Raw genomic sequence first — 21,939 nt, forward strand, 5'->3', positions numbered from 1 at the left:
CCGAAGGGAGTCAATAGAAGCAGTCTAATTATAAAACTTTCTCAAGTGAAAGAGAGACGCGTGAGTTTGAGGGAAGCCAAGGTGATTTTTAATAGCAGTGACATAAGGGTTGGTAATCTAATAAGGTGAAGAGGCAGCTGGAATTAGAATGGGGGGTGGGGTTGGTAGGGTAGGGGTTGTGTGAAGAGGGTTATACATGGGTATGGTTAATTCCCATTATGGTCATAGTAAATGCAAACTGGGGTCAGAGATAGAAAAACTGTTATAGCGAAATTAGGTGTAATAGGTTAGTGCGATTTGTTTCACACAGTGGTTGGTGTTGGCCTGTAACTCTCTCGACTCTATCCCTGCTGGACTCGTGTAATAACAAACTAGGTACTTGTCATTTTCTGCTCCTTGTACCTGAACTACACTCTGTACTACCTTTGAGTAAGATTCTACCTGATTGATGATCTCTCCTAACTCTATACGGTATCCTCGAATTTTAACCTGCGTGTCTTTTCTGCCTATAAATTCTATTGTACCATCTGACAACCATCTCGCTAAATCTCCGGTACGATACATCGTTTCCCCTGCTCTGAACGGGTTCTTTATAAAACGTTCAGCAGTTAGCTCTGGCCTGTTTAAATATCCTTTAGCAACCCCTAAGCCCCCTATATAAAGTTCTCCTATTGAACCTTTAGGTACTAAATTCCCACTAGTATCTAATATGTAAATATGGGTATTGGATAAGGGGTACCCAATTGGAACATTACTTTTTTGATTTAAATTATAGTCATTTAAAAGTAAGCACGTAGAATCTATCGTTGCCTCCGTAACTCCATAACTATTATAAATCTTAATTTTATTTCCATACTTTTCTTGCAGACCTTTTGCATCATTCAAGCTTAAAATATCAGAACCAATAATTACCGTCTCTAAGCTTGAAATGTTTAATTTGTTTCTATCAGCAAACTCTAAAAAGGGAACTAAAACCCCTGGTGTAAACTCTACAATATTGATGTTAAACTTCTTAATTTGTTCATTAAGTCGTTCTGGTATAAAATCTTCCACTTTGCACAATACCATTTGTCCTCCAAAAAGTAATGCTCTACAAAAATCTCCTATGAATACATCAAATGAGAAATTTGCCATTTGTAACAGCTTTGTATTTTCATCTACTTTATACAACTCCTTCCACATATATGCTTTTTCACAAAGTGCTCCATGAGTTACTTTTACTCCTTTCGATTTTCCTGTAGTCCCGGACGTATAAATGATATATGCTAAATCATCTTTGGCAACTTCTTCTAGTCTTTCTGTTACTTCAAGTTTCTTGTTAACATGTTTCTCAAAGTCCTCATCAATGACAAATGCTTGAAAACTTTCTGGTAGTTGATTTACACAGTCTTTAGTCGACAATACCCAAGGCGCTTTTAACTCCTCTAAAATCGCTTCTATTCTTTCACTTGGAAGCATTTTATTAATAGGAGCAAAAACTCCACCTGCTTTCAATATTCCAAGCATATATATCAACGCTTGAGGGCTTTTCTCTACATAAACGGGTAAAATAGTTCCTTTTTCTACACCTTTCTGTTTAAGGTATAATGCTAAAACACTAGATTTCCTCCCTAATTCTTTATAACTTAAAACCTCTTCTTCACAGATTACAGCTATGTTATCTGGGTGTTGCTTTTCTTGTTTTTTAAATAATTCTAATACGGAAGCTTCTTCATACACAATAGTACTAACTCCTTCTCCCAAGTCTTTTATTAACTCGTTCTTTTCCTCTTTTGTAACAATATTTAACTCCCCTATTGACTTATTAGGGGCTGATAAAATTGATTTTGTTAGTTCTTTAAAATGTTCTCCAAACCTTATAATAGTTGCTTTATCAAACAAGTCGGTTGAAAAAGTAATATTAAACAAGAGTCCTTTATCCCATTTTAATGCTGTTAAATCTAAATCATACAAAAGAGAAGCAAATTGGTTGTTATAACCAAGCACCTTATCGCTTTCCATACCTACTTCACTCTCAAAATCACTTTCTTCTTCTTCTTGAAGTGTTAACATAACTTGAAACAATGAAGTACGACTTTGATCTCTTTCTTTTTCTACACGCTGAACTACTTTTTCAAAAGGTACATCTTGGTACTTAAACGATGTAAGAACTTGACTTGTTAGTTTTTTTAGGTAATCTTCATATGTAGTGTTTTCATCAATATCACTTTTTAAAGCAATACTATTTACAAAAAAGCCTATTAAATCTGCTATTTCTTCTTGAGAACGATTGGCAACCGGAGTACCTACACATATACTTTTTTGTCCTGTATAACGATGCAATAATATTTTATAGATTGATAATAAAATAATGAAAAGTGTTCCTCCATGCTGTTTAGACAATGCTACTAGCTTTTCAGTAGTTTCCTTATCTAATTGAAATTTATGATGATCTCCTCTCGTACTTTGTATTAAGGGTCTTGGAAAATCGGTAGGAAGCGATAATGGTTCTAAGTTAGACAAGCTTCTTTCCCAAAACTTTAATCTTTCCTCCAATATATCATCTTTCAAATAATTTCTCTGCCAAATAGCATAGTCTGCATATTGAATAGGAAGCTCTTTAAACTTAAAAGAAACACCTTCTGTATACTCTTTATAAAAAGCTTGCATTTCATTAGCTAGTACTACCATTGACCAACCATCAGATGCTATATGGTGCATGATTAAAACCAACATGTAGTCTTTTTGATCAATGTGAAGGACATTGGCTCTTAACATGTAGTCTGAATCTAGTTGAAATGGCTTTTTCATCAAGTCTTTAATCAAACTTTCAAGCTGAACTTCTTGAGTACTTACATATGAAATCTCAAAATCATCTGCTCCCATTACTTCCTGATAACCAACACCTTCTTCTTCTTTAAGAACTGTTCTCAATATTTCATGTCTATTTATCAGTTTTTTGAAAGCATACTCAATACCTTCTACATTTATTTCTTCTTTAAAACGTAGAATGATAGGCATATGATAATTCAATGTTCCTTGGAGCTTATCAATAAACCAAAGTCGTTCTTGAGAAAAAGATAATGGAATTTTGCTAGGACGAGTTCCTACTTTTATGGCATGATTCTGATCTTGTTTTATTTCAGAGATATCATCCATAAAAAATTGAATAATATTTTCTTTATTAGACCGTATATCATTCAATATTGATGCAGGGATTGTTGTATCTTTCTTTTTACGAAACTTTAATTCTCCATTATCTACAAAGAGTTTTATTCCATTCTCTTTAGCTTTATGAATAATATCAAGAACTATATTGCTTTCCATAGTGATAATTAGTGTTAATAGTTAAATACACTCTTATTTAGAATAAGAGTGTATTCTATTCAATTGTTTGAAGGTCTTACAGTACTCCTTCTTCAAAATTTTCAGTTAGAGAGAAATCTTCCATATCATCCTCATTGTCTTTTTCTTCTATGGCTAGATTTAAAACTTTAGCAAGCTCATTTATTGTTCCATATTTAAAGACTGTATTAAAAGGAACATCTAAATCTAAAACTCTACGAATTCTTGCTATAAATTTCATTATACGAAGTGAGTTAGCTCCTAGTTTAAAAACATCATCATGAATACCTATCTTTTCAACACCAAGTATTTCTTCCCAAATTTGAACAAGTTCTTTTTCTAAATCTGTTTGAGGTGGTGAATATGTATTAGTTAATTGAGCATTTGGTTCTGGCAGAGATTTTTTATCAATTTTACCACTAACTGTTATTGGAAATTCTTCTAAAACTACAAATGATTCTGGAATCATATAATCAGGAAGCTTCATTGTAAGGTTATTTTTAACCTTATCAACATCTATTAAATTTCCTTTTATATAAGCTATCAATTGTTCATCTCCGTTTTGTTTCTTAACCAAAACTAATGATTGTCTTACTTCAGGAAAAGTATTTAACGTTGCTTCAATTTCTCCCAGCTCTACTCTATTCCCTCGTATCTTAACCTGATCATCAATTCTTCCTAGAAACTTTATATTTCCATCTTGTTGCCATAAAACAAGATCGCCTGTTTTATACATTTGCCCTCCATTTATAAAAGGGTTTTCTACAAAACGTTCTTTCGTTAAATCTTTTCTATTTAGGTATCCTAAGGCCAATCCTTTTCCTGAAATACAAAGCTCTCCAGGGGTACCTATTGGTTGAATAGCATTTTGTTTATCTAATACATAAACATTTACATTAAACAATGGGGTTCCTATAGACACGGAGGTACTTCCTTCTTTCATATCTGCAGTAGAATACCACGTACTATATATGGTTCCTTCAGTTGGACCATATATGTTTTCTAAAGCTATCTCAGTGTTCAAACTATTAAACCTTTCTACTAAATTTACGGGAAGAGCCTCTCCTGCTAAGAAAATATATTTAAGACTTTTAATATTTTCTATTCCTATATTTTCTACCTCATCTAAGAATACCGAAAACAATGAAGGTCCAAAGTTTATGTGAGTAACTTTATGTTCGGCTATAATTTTAATAATTTTTGCTGGTTCTTTACTCTCTGCCCTTGGAAGTATTGTTAATGAACCTCCTTCTTTATACCATCCAAATATTTCCGAAATAGATACATCAAAAGAATAATTCGTTTGTAATAAATAAGAATCTTCCTCTGTAATTGGATACTTATGGTTCATTGCCGAAAGTAAATTCACCACAGATTGATGGGATATCATTACTCCCTTTGGTTTTCCTGTTGACCCGGATGTATAAATAATATAAGACATCCCTTCTGGAACAGACTGATCCTCAAAGCTATTGTCTTGCTCATAAATCGTTTGTAAATCCTTCTCTAAGCTTACCATATTTATGCTAGGTTCACTTATGTCTTTTACATACTCATTTCTTGTAATGATAAGGTTAAGTCCTGAATCTTCAATAATAGAAACTATTCGTTCATTAGGGTGTTTTATATCTAGCGGTAAATAAGCTGCCCCAGTTTTTAATATCCCATAAAGTATTGGAATTAAATCTAATTCTCTATCAAGATATATCCCTATTACATCTCCTCTTTTTACTCCTTTCTCTTGAGTTAAATATACCGCTACTTGATTAGCTTTTTGATTTAATTCTTTATAAGTAAGCGTTTCTTCTTTATAACGAATTGCTTCTTTATTAGGCGTTTTTAATACTTGATCTTCAAATAAAGACATTAATGTTGCTTCATTATCAATCGCAAGTTTTGTATCATTAAACGCAGTAAGTAATTGTTCTTTTTCTTTTTTACAAACAATACTATTATTAGACATTGGAGCATTAATATTACTTATAAACATTTGTAATACATTCGTAAAATGTGTTCGTAATTGCTCTAATAAATAGGTATCTACAATACTCGTTGAATAGGTCAACACCAATTTAAACCCTTGATTATGAGCAAACATAGAGAAATTCAACAATGTATTCTCATTCATATAGTTATCAAAACCTAATTCTACATCTTCTTTTCCTTTGCTTTCTTCATCTTCAATCATATCATTAAAGACTCTAAAATCAATATAGTTGAATGATGTATCATATATAGAATTGTTTTCTTGACTATGCTCACCAATTGTATCCAAAATCTTATAAAAAGGCATACGTTCATGGTGCTTTAACACTCTTAATTTTTGTTCAATAAAGTTGATATAGTCTTTCCAAGTCATTTCTTCTTTGAACTGTGCTCTGAAAGGAACCGTATTTAAAAAACACCCTAATAATTCTTCACCATCAGGAACAAGAGGTCTATTATTTGTTATAATTCCTACAGTAATATCGTTGCTATAACTCAACATTTTCATTGTGTAAACATAAGCGGCAAAACACAAATGTTTAAAACTTGTATTGTGTTCTTTTGCTACTTCTTCCAATTGTTGTCTTAGAGCAACTCCCATATCATACTTGTTATGCTTGTATTCATGAGGTAATCCTGTAGGTTCAAATTGTAAGCGAGTATAATCTTCAAGTTCTTCTTTCCAATAGTGCTGACTAGCTGTACTCTCTATTGCTACCATTTCTCCTAAAATTTGATCTTTGTATGTACTTTTTAAATTTTCAGGAACAAATGTTGGGTCTTTTAACAATTGAAAATATGTATTGTTAAGCTCAGTCATGAAGGAAGATAAACTCCATCCATCAAATAAAGAATGGTGCAAATCAAAAAGTAAGAATTGGAAATCATCTTTTATCTTTATGATATTCATTCTCCACAAAACAGAAAAAGATAATTTTGTTGCTTTTACTCTTTCTTCCTGCATCTTATTATGAATATAATTTTCCTGTTCTTCTGTTGATAGCTCTCTAATATCTACAAAATTAACCTCAGGAGTAATCTCTTTCTTCACAATATGAGCAAAGTACTCTAAATCAAATACTTTTCTTAGAGTATCATGCTTTTTTATTAAAAGATTAAGTGCTTGTTTAAAAACTTCAAAGTTGAAGTCTTTGAAAGGAAAAGGATAAATATTTTGTTCATGATAAAGAATTTCATGAATATCGTCAGAGTTTCGCTTTAGAGAATGAAACACCATTCCTTTTTCTATTCCATTCATTGGATACACCTCTTCATACGATTCTAAAAATGTATTACGAGATTTATAATCTTCTTGAAACGAATCTAATTCTTCTATTGCTAATTTCAATGCTTCTTCTTGTTCTTTATGGTCTACTTCTAATACCGCTTTTGATAATTCTAAAACCGTTTGATGAGTATATAAATCAGCAATATTTAAAGAAGACTGTAATAACTTATTAATTTCAAAAATTAATCCTATTGCTTTTAAAGAATCACCACCTAGACTAAAGTAATTATCATTAACCCCTACTTTTTCCACAGCTAATATTTGCTGCCAAACTTCTACAATTATTCTTTCAACATTATTAGAAGGAGCTTTATAACTAGCTTGTAATGAAATCTTTGGTTCTGGCAATTTTCTTACATCTATTTTATTATTATGTGTTTGTGGAATCTCATCAATCTGCATAAAATAAGAAGGCACCATGTATCCAGGAACTCGTTGGTTAAGGTATTGTCTGAGCTTCTCTACATCTATTTGTTTTTTTGCAAGAAAGTAAGCACATAAAAACGTATCTCCTTGTGTTTCTTTCATAATTACAAATGCATCTGTTATTTCCTCATGTTCTGTCAATTGATACTCTATTTCACTGAGCTCAATTCTATGTCCTTTTAACTGTACTTGATGGTCTGTTCTTCCGATATATGATAACTCTCCATTTTCCTCTAATCGTGCCAAATCACCAGAACGATATAATGTATCATTAGCTTTATAAGGATTTTTTATAAAACGCTCATTGGTCAATTCTTTTTTATTCATATAACCTCTAGCAACTCCTAAACCTCCCACATAAATTTCACCTGTTACCCCTTGAGGTACCAAGTTTTGATCACTATCAAACAAGTACATGAGTGTTGTTGGTATGGATTGTCCTATATTACTTGTTCTTTTAAGCATCTCAGCCTCTTTAATTTCTTTGAATGATGCATGAACAGTAACTTCTGTTATACCATACATGTTAATAAGTCTTGTAGCTGGATGTGTTGTATTCCAAGAACTCAATTTTGAAGGAGTTAATGCTTCTCCTCCAAAAACAACATAACGAAGGCTTAATGCCACTTTTTTTGACGATTCACAAGCTTTTATAAAACTATAAAAAGCAGTAGGTGTTTGACTTAAAACGGTTACTTTATGCGCTAAAACTTTTTCCAAACAAATAGTCGGATCCTTTGTTTCTTGTGAAGAAAGTACGATTAGTTTTCCTCCGTACAATAATGCTCCATACATTTCCCAAACACTAAAATCAAAACAGTGATTATGAAACATAGTCCATACATCTTCCTTGCTAAACTCGAACTGTAACTTATTATTTATCAACAGCCTTATTACATTTTTATGCTCTAACATTACTCCTTTAGGTTTTCCTGTAGTACCCGATGTATAAAGGGTGTAACAAAGATCATCTGGAGAATTAACATGCTTAGGATTAGCAACTGGCTCACTAAAATTTATTATGGTATCCCATACAACAACGTCACACTTTTCTGCAATTACCGAGGCATGTTCTAATTTTGTAACTACTAAGTTTAGTTCGCTATCCTCTAAAATATAGCTAGTACGATTTAAAGGGTAATTTACATCTATAGGTATATAACAGCCTCCTGCTTTTAAAATTCCTAATATTGTAATGATTGCATGATGGCTTTTCTCCATATATAAACCAACCTTATCACCTCTCACAACTCCTTTTTCTAATAATGAATATGCTACTTTATTAGCTAACATATTTACCTCTTCGTATGACAGAGCTTCATCTTCAAAAACTATGGCTGTATTTTTTGGATGTAAAGAAACTTGCTCTTCAAAAATAGACACAAGTGTCTTTTCCTTAGGGTATTCAATATCACTATCTACATAATCATTAACAGATAATAAGTATTCTTTTTCTTCTTTAGGTAGAATCGTATTTTTATCAATTAGGTCATCTGCATGAGAAATAAATTGGTGCAATATGTTTTTATAATATAAAAATAAGCGTTCTGAAAGAAGTTCATCTAGTACTGTTGTAGAGTAACAAATAGTTAATAGAAACCCTTTTGATTCTGCATTAATATTAAAATCGAAAAGCGTATTATTATTCATAAAACTTTCGAAAACATACCCTAATTTTTCAGTATGTTCTACTTCATCATCATTCATTAACCCTTCTAAAACTCTAAAATCTGTGAAGTTAAATGATGTATCAAAAATAGGATTACTTTCTTGACTTTCTTCCCCAACAGCTTCTAAAACCTTATAAAAAGGCATTTTCTCATGATATTTTAATTCTCTTAGCTTTTGTTCTACAAGCATTATATATTCACTCCAAGTACAGTTTGAAGGCACTTTAGCTCGAAAAGGAATTGTATTTACAAAACATCCTAGTAACTGCTCTCCATCTATGGTTAAAGGACGGTTATTAGTAACAATACCTACAGTAATATCATTAGCGTAGGTTAGCATACGCATTGTATAAATATAAGCGGCAAACGTGAGATGTTTGAAACTTGTTCCATATTTAACGGCTATGCGTTCTAATGAACTCCTCATTTCTGTACCCAAATCGAATTGATTCATTTTGTATTCATGTTTCAATCCTGTACTTGGAAATTCTAAACGTTGGTAACCCGCTAGTTCTTGCTTCCAGTAAGATACACTCGATGCTTTACTTACAGCAGAAAGTTCTTCTATAATATGATCTTTGTAGCTACTTTGTAATTTTCTAGGAATGTAGTTTTTATCTTCAACCAAACTAAAATACACACTATAAAGCTCTGATATGAAAGATGATAAACTCCACCCATCAAACAAAGAGTGATGGGAATTAAACATAAGTAAATGAAAACCTTCTTTTACTTTTATAATGTTTATACGCCATAGAAGTGACATGGAAAGAACAATTTCCTTGTAACGCTCTTCATACATCTTCTCTTCTACAATCTTGTACTTTTCCTTGTAAGATAATTTCTCGTTTGAAATATCCATATAGTTTATTTCTGGAGATACTTCTTTTAAAACAATATGGGCAAAATTTTTAAGGTCGTAAATTTTACGTAGTGCATCGTGCTTTTCTAAAACCAGTTTTACCGTTTTTTTAAAAGTATTTAAATCAAAATTCTCATACGGTATAGGATATACTTTTTGAATGTGATAGACGTGTCTATCAACATCTTTCATTGAATAAAAAACCATTCCCTTTTCTACCCCATTCATAGGAAATACTTCCTCATAGTTGTCTAAAAAACGGTTGTGCTGTTTGTATTCTTGCTGAAAAGTTGATAGTTCTAATTCTGCTTGTGCTAGAAACTTTCTGTTCTTTTCATCCTCTTTCTTGTCTAAAAGTAAACTTAGCTCTTTAATTGTTTGATGAGAATGCAAATCTGCAACTGTTAGCGAACACTTAAATTTTTTATTAATTTTTGAAATAATTCCTATTGCTCGTATAGAATCTCCTCCCAACCCAAAAAAATTATCATTCGTTCCTATTTTGGATTGTGATAATACATCTGACCAAATATTTACCATAATTTCCTCTTGATAATTTTCTGGAGCCATATAACTTTCTCCGATCATTTTTATCGGGTCAGGAAGCTTACCATAATCAACCTTATCATTTGAAGTTAAAGGAATAGCATCTACTTGAACAAAAAGAGTTGGCACCATATATCTTGGTAGCTTCTCTGATAAAAATTCTCTTAACTCTTCTGCTGATATTTGAGTTTTTGCAACATAATAAGCACATAAATTTTGATCAGTTTCTTTATTACTTCCTCTAACCATAAGAGCAACTTGGTCTATAAAGTTATGCTCCATTATTTGGAATTCTATTTCTCCTAATTCTATTCTAAAACCTCTAATTTTTACCTGATCATCAATACGTCCTTTAAATATCATTTCTCCATCTCTTGACCACATTGCTAAGTCTCCTGATTTATACATGTAAGTTCCTTCTGAAACGGTACTTGGAATAAACCTTTGTGCAGAAAGTTCCTTTTTATTTAAATATCCGAGTCCTACTCCTTTTCCCGATATGTAAAGTTCACCAACAACTCCTTTAGGAACAGGTTTCAAATTGCTATCCAACACATAAGTACTCATGTTAGCAATAGCTTTACCTATAGGAACTGAAACAGATTTTTTATCTGCATTAAACTCATAAACCATACAGCCAACAGTTGTCTCAGTTGGTCCATATTCATTATAAATTTTCACACTACCTCCAAATTTACTATCGATATCTTTTGCCAATTGATATGTAAGTTCCTCTCCTCCAACAATAAGTCTTTTTATGTTACTGGTTGCTAAGCTTTTTGATAGTTTATCACTTATATTTATAATTTTTAAATGAGACGGTGTTAACTTGATAGTATCAACTTTATTATCAAGAATAATTGACTCTATGGTTGCCTCCTCTTCGACATCTTTATAAATTAACACCTTTCCTCCTGTAACAAGAGGAATAAAAATTGACGTTACAGTAAGATCGAAAGAAAAAGAAGTATATAGAGGGAATGTTGTAGGTTCTCCATGTACATAATGTTCAGATGCCCATCCAATATAATTTAATAATGAGCTATGGTTAATCATTACTCCCTTTGGTTTTCCTGTTGAACCAGATGTATAAATCACATAACAAAGGTCAGATAACGCTTCTTCTCTTTTAGGTAACTCTTTAGACCAATCACTTTCTTTGAATTCGTCTATGAATAAAACTGTTTTAGGTTGCGCTATCTCAGTAGTATTGGTACTAGTGGTTATTACTACTTTTATATTACTGTCTTTTATAATATATTTTATTCTATCCTCTGGATAATCTACATCTATTGGTAAGTAAGCTCCTCCTGCCTTTAATACTGCCAAAAGACTTATAACAGCCTCTATACTTTTATCTAGTAAAAGTCCTACTAAAACACCTTTACCTACTCCTAATGCTTGTAGTTTATGTGCTAATTGATTAGAACGTTCATTTAACTCTTTGTAGGTTAAAGTTTCCGTACCTGATGCCAAAGCTGTAGCTTCTGGAAATTTTAAAGCTTGGTTTTCAAATAGTGAGATAATTGTTTTTTCATCAAAAAAATGTTTCGATTCTCCAGTACTTTCTTTTATAAGTTCAATACTTTCTGTCCCTGATAGTAAGGCTACCTCAGATACTTTAATTGAAGTATTAGTCGTTACTTGATTAATGATCTTTTTAAAGTACTGAGAAAATTCTTTTATTGTTTGCTCTGTAAATAAATCTAAAGCATATTCAAATTTAAATAATAGTCCTTCATCTCCTTCAAAAGCAAATAAACTAAGATCTACTTTTGAGGTATTATAATGCTTGTGCTCATATAATTTTATTTGTAATGAATCTATTTCCGAAGTGTCTTTTTCTATATTCTGAAGAATAAATAATGTATCAAATAACGGGTTATGGGCAGGGTTTCTTTCTAACCCTAAATCATCAACCAAACGTTCATAAGGATAAGACTGGTTATCAAAACAACGTATTGTTTTGTTAGATACTTCACTAAGATAATCTTTAAAGCTTTTTTCTTGTTGAGGAAACAAACGTAATGCTAAGGTATTAACAAACACACCTATTATTTTTTGCAAATCTGCATGTGTTCTTCCAGCAACTGGAGTTCCTATAATAATATCTTCTTGATTACTCAATTTAGATAATAAGATACTATAAGCTGATAATAGCACTGAAAATAATGAAGTATTATACTGCTTGGCAAGCCCTTTTAATGAGGCTGCTTCTTCTTTTGATATTTTAAAATAATAGGTTCCTCCTCTATACGTCTTTTCTGTTGGTCTAGTAAGATCTGTAGGAAGGTTAAGCAAGGGCAGAGTACCTGAAAAATCATTTCTCCAAAAATCTCGTTGAGAGGCTATTGACTGTTGATTCTCTTCACTTAAATACCAATTGAGGTAATCTCTGTATCTGATAGCTACCTTTGGAAGATTATCCCCTTTATATAACTGTATGAAATCATGAATTAGAACCTCTTGCGAAGTACCATCTGAAATAATATGATGTAAGTCTACCAACAATATATGTAGGTTTGAATTAATTGTAATTAAACCTACACGCAATAGGGGTCCTTCTGAAAGGTCAAAAGATCTTACAAATTTTTCTATTATACCTCCTACTTCTGCTAAAGAAGCTTCGTAATATTCTACCTCAAAATTAACTGTTTCTAAAATTTCTTGCTGAGGGTTGTGTGCTGAATCTAAACTAAAAACAGTTCTTAAACTTTCATGGCGATTAATTAAGTTTTTAAATGCTGTTGATAACTTCAATTTATCGAACTCTCCATGAATTTCATAAGCTTGTGGTAAATTATATACCAATGAATCTCCAGTTAGATCATCTGAAATAAACATACGCATTTGAGCAGAAGTAAGGTTAAATATCTTTTCTTCTGTACCCTTGGGAATACTAAATACCTCTGCTTTTTTCTCTTGAATACTATTTACATAGGCCATTAACTCAGCTTTATTAGCCTTTATTTCTTCTATTAAAGAATTATTAGAAAAAGTTTTCGGTACACTTATTTTTAAGTTATCGTTAACAACACGTATATCTATGTTTTCTTGTTTTAGTTTTAAAATCAGTTCTTCCATAATAATTAGGTAAAGTGTTTATTTGGTATTTTAATAGGTAGTTTAATTGGAGTAAAAAGCTATATATCAATTTCAAGTTTTGACTCTTCTGACATAGTTGATGAGCTTTCTTTAAGCCATTGTTTAGCCTCTATAAATTTTGCTTGTTGTTGTATAGTTGCCTGTTGAAATATTTCAACCAACGTAATTGGTACTTCAAAGTTTTTTTTGATATTATTGGCTATTTGTATTGCCATTAGAGAATGGCCTCCTAAAGTAAGAAAGGAAGCATCTGTACTAATTTTTTCTTTCTCTAGACTTAGAATTTCTGACCAGATAGTTAGCAACTTCTCTTCTGTCTTATTTTCTGGAAGCTTATGCTCTTCAGTTACATTTATCTCTGGGTCTGGAAGTATTTTTTTATTTAATTTACCACTGGTTGTCAATGGCAATTCTTTCAATTCAACATAATAAGAAGGAATCATATACTCTGGTAACTTGTTTGATAAAAAATCTCTTATATTACGCATATTATTATTTTCCTTTAAAACATAATACGCTACCAAACAAGGTTCGTTTTTATATTCTCTAAGATCAACAACTACTTCTTTTACCGCATGAAAACTTAAAATGCTATTTTCTATATCCCCAAACTCTATTCTATAACCTCTAAGTTTTATTTGATTATCCTTTCTTCCTACGAATTTAAGATTACCATTTGGTAACCACATACCTAGATCTCCTGTTTTATATACTTTTTCTTCTCCTCTAATCCAATTTTTTCTAAACTTTTCTCCCGTAAGTTTTTCTTCTTTGAGATATCCATGTGCTACACCATCTCCGGCAATTATAAGCTCTCCTATAATTCCAATTGGCATTAAATTTCCATATGTATCAGTAACATATACGCGTTCATTAGGTAATGGTTTTCCTATAGGAATAAATGATTGTTTTTCTATATCTTTTTTAGTTAATGGATAATACGTAGAATCAACACAAGTTTCTGTTGGACCGTACATATTAAAAATTTGCATTTCTCCATTTACTTTTTTGAAAAAGTGTGCTATTACTTTTTTAGGAAGCTCTTCTCCTGCTAATATCCAAACTTTAAAATCTTTGAATTGATAGCCTTCCTCTAATTCTCTAACTAATAACCTAAAGTGTGTTGGAGTTCCGTCGGAAAGTTGAATTTTATTTTTCTCGTAAAAGTTTAATAAGTTATTCCCCGCAGAACACTCTTCTTGGCTTGCTATATATAAACTATGCCCTTGTAATAATGCTCCAAATATTTGCTGAATAGATGCATCAAAAACATGAGAAGCTAGCATTGCAACTCTTAAGTGGTTTGTTAAATTATGATATACTTTTTCTTTAAGTCCATTAACTAGGTTAATAACGCTCTTATGAGATACCATTACCCCTTTAGGAGTTCCTGTAGACCCTGAAGTAAAAATACAATACGCTATCTCTTCTACCGATGCATTCGAATCTATATTATTTAGTGACTCCTTTGTTATTTCTGGCGTATTTATATCCAATACTTTTCCACGAAAACTAAACGAAGTTTTTAAAAGCTCTTGATGAGTTAATAATATTTTAACTCCTGCTTTCTGTAGTATATAATCAACTCTTTCTTTTGGAAACTGGGGAGACATTGGAAGATATGTACCTCCTGCTTTTAAAATTCCTAATAGTCCTATCATTGTCTCTATAGACCGATCTAAGTATACCCCTACCATTTCATTGGTGCGAAGTCCTTGTTTTAATAAGTAATTTGCTAATTGATTTGCCTTAACATTTAATTCTTCATAGGTTAACTCACTTTCCTTATATTTTATCGCTAAAGCCTCAGGCGACTTGGAAACCTGTTCTTCAAATAATTTATTTAATTTTTTGGTATAGGTTTGCTCTTCAGGCTGCTCATTAAACAATTTTAATTCTTGTAACTCCTCCTCTGTGGTAAGCAAACAATCTTTTAATTGTTTATCCTTTTCTACTAATATTGTCTTTAATAATATAAAATAACGCTTGGCTATTTCTCTTATATAATTAAAATTATAATAATCAGAATTACACTTAATTTCTAAAGAGAGTTTGTTGTCTGCACTAAAAATAAATTGCAAATCTGGATAATTCGATTGACTAAAATTATCCACTTGTATTTGCTTTAAGTACATACCGATTTTTGTAGCATTCAACTTTTTATTCCAAACATCATCTGTTAAAGAGTTTTCATTCTCAAAATCGGCCTTTAAACAACTTGTTAGTTGTATTAGCAAATCTTTCAATGTTAATTTGTTTGTGTTTGAAATTCTAACTGGAATAGTTTTCTTAAATACCATACTTTCTTCCTTTAAAGAAAAGAAAGGAGTACAAATAAGAGCTTCATTTTTACTTGTTATTTTTTGAATAAGTACTCCCAGAACTGATAGTAAAACCATGTATTTTGCTTTATCAGAAGGAGCTATATCATCTAGTAATTTTAACAGTTCTTCTGCTGCAAAAATCTTATCTTCTTTATACGTTATTGCTTCTGAAAATTCTTCCTTGTTTTCTTCATTGAAATACGCTTCCAACTCAAAACCTTTTAATCGTTTCTCCCAGTAATTATTTGTATTCATTGTAGTAATTATTCCTTAAAGGTTTTAGAAATAAAATATAGTTTTCTACGCTAACAATGAAAATTCATTGTTAGCGTACTTTTATTTTACTTAAATATTTTGTTTTTAAAAGTTGAACGAGATTTCGTCCATTATTTGACTTAACTCAAGCTCTTTCTTTGTATAAGTATGGATTTCTCCATTTGGATTGTTTCCTAATTGTAGCAGTATAGATTTAAATTCTTTTACCAATGCTAAAGCATCTTTTTTATCTAAATAGCTCTTTGCATACTTGAATTTAAAGCTTAAAGTTTCAGGCATTTCAAAGACTTTTATTTCTAAAGGGTAGTTAGAAATTTTTGTATTTATTTCATAAAAATTTATAGGATATTCTTCAGAAGATGTGTTAACTTTTGTCATATCTTGATAATTAAATAAAACATCAAACATTCTATTATTATGTACTTGTTTTTGTTTATTTAATTCTGCCTTGATATCAATTAAACTATATTGTTGTTTACTAGTTGCTTCTATAAAAAACTCTTTTAATTTCAAAGCATAATTTATAAAAGGAGAATCCTCTAAAACGAAATGTCTAATAGGTAGCATATTTACAAAAGTCCCCACTATATTTTCAGTTTCTTCTTGAACCCTTCCTGAGGAAGTTATTCCTATTACCATGTCTTTTTGACCTGTAGCTTTTAATAATAATAATTGTAACGCTCCGAATATCCCTGTAAAAATTGTGATATTTTCATTAAACAACGCTTCTATAAAACGTTGAATTGCTTTCTTATCAATATTGAATTCTATATGCTCTCCTGCTTTGTCAGCTTCTTTCTCTGGTACTAAAGTTGAAAATAGATTTAACTTAGGAACTTCATCCTCAAATTTATGTAACCAAAAATCTTTTAATGCTTCAAAATCTTTTTGACTTCTAAATTCGTTTTCCCATTCAGCGTAGTCTTTATATGTATAATTTAATGGTGCTAGCTCTCCATTCATATATAAAGTCATAAACTCTTTGTGAAGTACCTGTTGAGAAACCCCATCTGAGGCAATATGATGCAGGTCTACAATAAGGTAAAAACTATCTTCTGTTTTAAACAAACCTGCTCGTAACAATGGTGGGTTACTAAGGTTAAATGGCTTAATAAAAGCCTCAATTTCTTTATCTAGGTTTGCCTTTTTAATTTCCTTCTGTTCTAAATGAAAAGCTATTTCTTCATGTATTTTTTGCCCAAATGTATGTCCATTTATTGCGAATGAAGTTCGCAAACTTTCATGTCTTAAAATTATCTTCTGTATGGTTTCTTCTACTTTCTTTGCCTCAATATCCCACAGTATTTCCCAAACCATAGGCATATTGTAATCAATTCCTTGTTTGTTCAATTCATAGTTATAATAAATTGTTTTCTGCGAAGAAGATAAGTTATAGTAATCTTTATGTTCTGCTTTATTTATTGAGTAAACACTTTCTGTACCTTTACTTAGGGTAGAAATTAAAAGAGCTTGCTTTTGAATAGTTAAATTTTTAAATAAGTCTTTTAATGTAATACGAACACCAAATTCAGAATATAATTTCCCTATAAGTCGCATTAAAGTTAATGAACTTCCTCCTGCACTTTGAAAGTTTTCATCTACAGAAATAGTTTTATCTCCTAAAATGGTTTTCCAAACCTTCAGTATTCTTAATTCATAGTCATTTTTAGGGGCGACAGTCACTTTCTCTTCTTCATTCAAAATCAATGTTTTAAAATCTATTTTTCCATTAGGAAGTAACGGAAACTCATTAACTTCAATAAGTGATGAAGGAATCATATAATTTGGCAGGTGATTTTTCACATAGTCATAAATCTCATCTTTAACATCTTTTTCTTTAAAAAGCTTTTCCTTAATATAATATGCTATCAATTGCTCATCGTTTGCTGTATCTTTTGTTACCACAACATTTTCTACCAGTGGACTTTCAACTAAGACATTTTCTATTTCATCAATTTCAATACGAATTCCTCGTATTTTAATTTGTCTATCCGTTCTACCTAATAGTTCTATTGTGTTATTTATAAGCCTTCTTGCGAGATCTCCTGTTTTAAATGCTATTTTTTCTGCTAATGTTCCTTCATTTAAAACAATAAATTTTTCTTTATTAAGTACTTCGTCTTTCAAATACCCTTTAGTGATATAAGGTGAACTAATATAAAGATGCCCTGATACTAAAGAACCACAAGGCATAAGGTTATTATCTAAAATTAACACTTCAGTATCATCTATAGGACTTCCAATAGGTACTTTTCCTTTAGACACATCTGAAGGCTGTATCTCATAACAACAACGAATCATGGTTGTTTCGGTTGTTCCATAAAGGTTTACTAATTTAATTCTATCTTCAAATACCTCATACCATTTGTTCAACTCGTATGGAATGATCTTTTCACCAGACATAAGTACATATCTGAGTTTTGCATAATTTTCAGAAGAAAGATTATTAGAATTAAATATCCTATAAATACTAGGTACACAATGTATAATTGAAATTTCTTGTGAATCTATCCATTTTACCATTTTTTCTGTAGTGAAAAAATCTTCTTCTTTAGGAGGTACACAAATCGTTGCTCCATTCAATAAAGGAGTAAAAGCATCTCTTAAAAAAGCATCGAAATATGGACTTATAAATTGACTAAATCTATCAGATTTTTTTATTGTGAATTTTTTTGTTTCCCATCGTAGGAATTGAAGTAAACTTTTATTCTTACCTATAATTCCTTTAGGCTCCCCAGTAGAACCTGAAGTAAAATAAACATACAATGCGTCTTCTGCATCGTATTGAGGTGTTGTTATCTCATACGTTTTTGTATAAACTGTATTAAAGTCTATTTTAGGAACTGTTTCGTATACCCTTGATAGGGTCGTTATATCATTTGTTACTAGATAAGACAATTCTAATTTTGATACCATGCCTGCCAATCGTTTCTCTGGTAATTCTGCATTCATAGGTACAAATACACAGCGAGCATTCATTATTCCTAGCATTGCACTAACCATATTGGTTACTGTTGTTGCTTGAATTCCGATATAGGCACCTTCTGGTACATTTTTATGTTGTAAATATCCAGTAATTTTATTGGCCTTATCTAATAATTCAGCATAAGTAATGGTACTTCTATTTTCTTCAATAGCTATTTGTTGGCTATTCGTTAATAAGCTCTTACACAGTGCTTCTTGAATAATCATAAGTTATAGTTTAGGTTGTTATAGTTTAGGTTGAAAAGAATTCTAATTCTCAATAAAATTATCGAGAAACATTCCAAAAGTGGTAACGATAAGAAGTAAGTCCATTTCAAAAGGCACATTAACAGTAAAACCTTTTTGACTATATATTTTTTTCAATCGTTCAATTTCATCAGGATTAAAAAACCCTTGTCTTTTAATTCTATCATAAGAAAGAATATCTGATACATACTCTTTGTTGTGTTGTAGCAAATAGGGGCTTCCTGGGGCTACAAAACCAAACTTCTCTCTTTCACACACAGCTTTTGGAACAAATTTAGCTGCCATTTTTTTGAGAATATATTTCTCAATAAAATCTTCACTCAATTTTAAAGTATCAGGGACCTTAGTTGAAAACTCAACGATGTTCTTATCTAAAAAAGGAAATCGAACTTCTATAGAGTTTGCCATTGCCATCCTATCTCCATGATCAGATATTAAATGATCCGTTAATCGTAGTTTGTAATCTATATAAGCCCTTTTATTTAGAAGGCTTCTATTTGCAATGCGATCTGGGTTAATTATAGGATGATTTAAACAGTTTACTTCTTCATAAGCTATATTTAGTGAGGATGAGTAAAGTTGTTTTTTAACTTCATTATGCTTCATAAAATCCAACTCATAATAAAATGATTCATCTCCCCATAATTTTTTTCGTATTGCTTTTTCTTCTCTACTAGTATCATTTACCAGCATACTCATTTCTCGCATTTTATCAAACCTAAACCCTACATAACCTGCAAAAAACTCATCTGCTCCTTCTCCTGAAAGAATTACTTTAATTTTCTCATCACGTACTTTGCCAGATAAATATAGGGAGGCTGTATTATACGTTTCTTTAACAGGACATTCGCTATGGTAAACAGATTTTTTCAATCTACTAGCAATATCATTAAAGTAAAACGTTTTTTTATTTAAGTTAGAATTTCCTGCATTGGCAACTATGTTTTGGTAAAATGATTCTGAAATTTTGGCATCAGGAAAATCAATAGAAAATGCTTCTTTTCGAATATTTGGAAATAATTGATTTATTTTCATTCCTATCATTGAAGAGTCCAATCCTCCACTTAAATAATACCCCGTAGGTACATCTGACCGTAAACGTAAGCCTACCGCTGTTTCAAACAATTCTTCTAACTCTTCTAGGTATGAAGCTTCTGAACGCCCATTCATTTTTACTTCTCCTTCAGGATAAATAAGATCCCAATATTCTATATTTTTAATCTGCCCATCTTTGGTAACTTCTAAATAATGACCATTCTCTAAGCTTTTAATTCCCTTAAACATTGTTCTTGGACTTATAAGTCCAGCAAAAGTCATTACCTGATCTAACCCAACTGGATCAACTGAAGCTTTTACCTTTGGATACTCTAAAATTGCTTTTACTTCCGATGCAAATACAAATGTATCATCAACAAAAGTGTAGAAAAATGGTAAGATTCCTAAATGGTCTCTTACACAAAACATCGATTCTTTTTTAGTATCATATAAAGCAAAGGCAAATTGCCCATTTAGTTTATCTAACAGCTTCATTCCATACTCTTCATAAAGATGAACTATTACCTCTATATCTGTATTTGTGCTAAAATGATGCCCTTTACTTCTAAGTTCTTCTCGCAACTCTACATAATTAAAAATTTCTCCATTACAAATAAGGATTAAAGATTTATCTTCATTAAATACAGGTTGCATTCCGTTGTCTAACCCAATTATACTTAATCGGTTAAACCCAAAGGCTACATTTTTATAAAGTAATGTATTTTGCGCATCGGGTCCTCGATGAAATATTTTTTTATTCATCCGTTCAGCAACATACTTATCTTCCTGATTTAGCGCTCTCGTAAAGTTTATGAATCCGTTAATTCCACACATAAAAGGTGCTTTAAATTATATTTTATTTTAGGTCTAGGTTAAATTGATGTGGTTGTGACATTGCTGTAAGAATAGTACGCTTTCCATCATAAGGACGCCTACTATGAGCAAACATCATATTGTCTAACAATAAAAAATCATTCTTTTGCCAAGGAAAACTTATGGCATGCTCTTTATAAAAATCTTTGAATTCTTGGATTACCTCATCACTAATTTCGCTTCCATCTCCAAAATAAGTAACAAATGGTAAATCTTTTTCTTCGAAAAACTCCAACACCATTGGATCGTATAAAGATTTATGACCAAAGTACATATGATTAAACCAAACTTCTTCATTAGTTATCGGGTGTTTTTGAATAGCAGGAAGTACCCATTGAATTCTTAAATGATCATCTCCTACCCATTCATATCCTATCCCATTATCATCTAAATACTTATTAACTTGATTTTTATCTTCTGTTTGATAAATTGTTCTCCAATCTAAACCTACTCCTGGAATAGTATTCCTAACATATTTTACACCTTTTTTTCGAAAGGCCTCTAGAGTTTCTTTTTGTAGGTAATTAAATAATTTACGTTCATCTGCAATAGGGGTTTCTCCTTCTACATCTGGTGGTACTAAACAAAAAAATGCAATTAGCCTATTGAATGTTTTTGAATATGAATTCTCTGTATGCATATGAATCTCTTGATCTTTAGGATGACTTGTAGAGGTATATACATTTTCATAAACTTGATCTCTTGGAGATGTTCTATTTTTGTACTCTAAAGGGTCTCCTGCAAATACTTTAAACATTGTATTAAAATCTGCTGCTCCTTCTATAGTAAAACCTCTTAACAATACTGCCCCGTTTTTTAACAGTAGTTCATTAACACTCTCCTTCGTTTTTTTTGCCCACTCAATACCATTTTCATTATTCTTTGCGGTTATTGTAACAGGACAAACTCCTATCTCAGAACTTATTTTCACCTCTGCTCCTAATGCAGTTGATAGGTCTTCTGTTGACATAATGGTTACTTTCTCCATAATAT

Annotated in this window: 6 protein-coding genes; all 6 read right to left on the reverse strand. The window is 31.3% G+C overall.

The features are described 5' to 3' along the window. Positions 1-273: 273 nt before the first annotated feature. On the reverse strand, positions 274-3,306 hold the full coding sequence (locus ACKTTR_RS11595) for a non-ribosomal peptide synthetase (protein WP_408028012.1): 3,033 nt from the start codon (positions 3,304-3,306) through the stop codon (positions 274-276). Between the two features lie 76 nt (positions 3,307-3,382). After that, complete coding sequence (locus ACKTTR_RS11600; protein ID WP_408028013.1) at positions 3,383-13,186, reverse strand: amino acid adenylation domain-containing protein; 9,804 nt, start codon at positions 13,184-13,186, stop codon at positions 3,383-3,385. Between the two features lie 59 nt (positions 13,187-13,245). Then, on the reverse strand, positions 13,246-15,786 hold the full coding sequence (locus ACKTTR_RS11605; protein ID WP_408028014.1) for an amino acid adenylation domain-containing protein: 2,541 nt from the start codon (positions 15,784-15,786) through the stop codon (positions 13,246-13,248). A gap of 105 nt (positions 15,787-15,891) precedes the next feature. Beyond that, positions 15,892-18,999 carry an amino acid adenylation domain-containing protein gene (locus ACKTTR_RS11610; protein WP_408028015.1) on the reverse strand — a complete coding sequence of 1,036 codons (3,108 nt, stop codon included), beginning with the start codon at positions 18,997-18,999 and terminating at the stop codon, positions 15,892-15,894. 42 nt (positions 19,000-19,041) lie between these two features. Continuing rightward, positions 19,042-20,907, reverse strand: coding sequence for an asparagine synthase (glutamine-hydrolyzing) (gene asnB / locus ACKTTR_RS11615; protein WP_408028016.1), 1,866 nt, complete (start codon positions 20,905-20,907; stop codon positions 19,042-19,044). 22 nt (positions 20,908-20,929) lie between these two features. Further along, on the reverse strand, positions 20,930-21,934 hold the full coding sequence (locus ACKTTR_RS11620; protein WP_408028017.1) for a TauD/TfdA family dioxygenase: 1,005 nt from the start codon (positions 21,932-21,934) through the stop codon (positions 20,930-20,932). Between the last annotated feature and the right edge of the window lie 5 nt (positions 21,935-21,939).

The sequence above is a fragment of the Tenacibaculum litoreum genome (assembly GCF_964513915.1).
Taxonomy (GTDB): Bacteria; Bacteroidota; Bacteroidia; order Flavobacteriales; family Flavobacteriaceae; genus Polaribacter; species Polaribacter litoreum.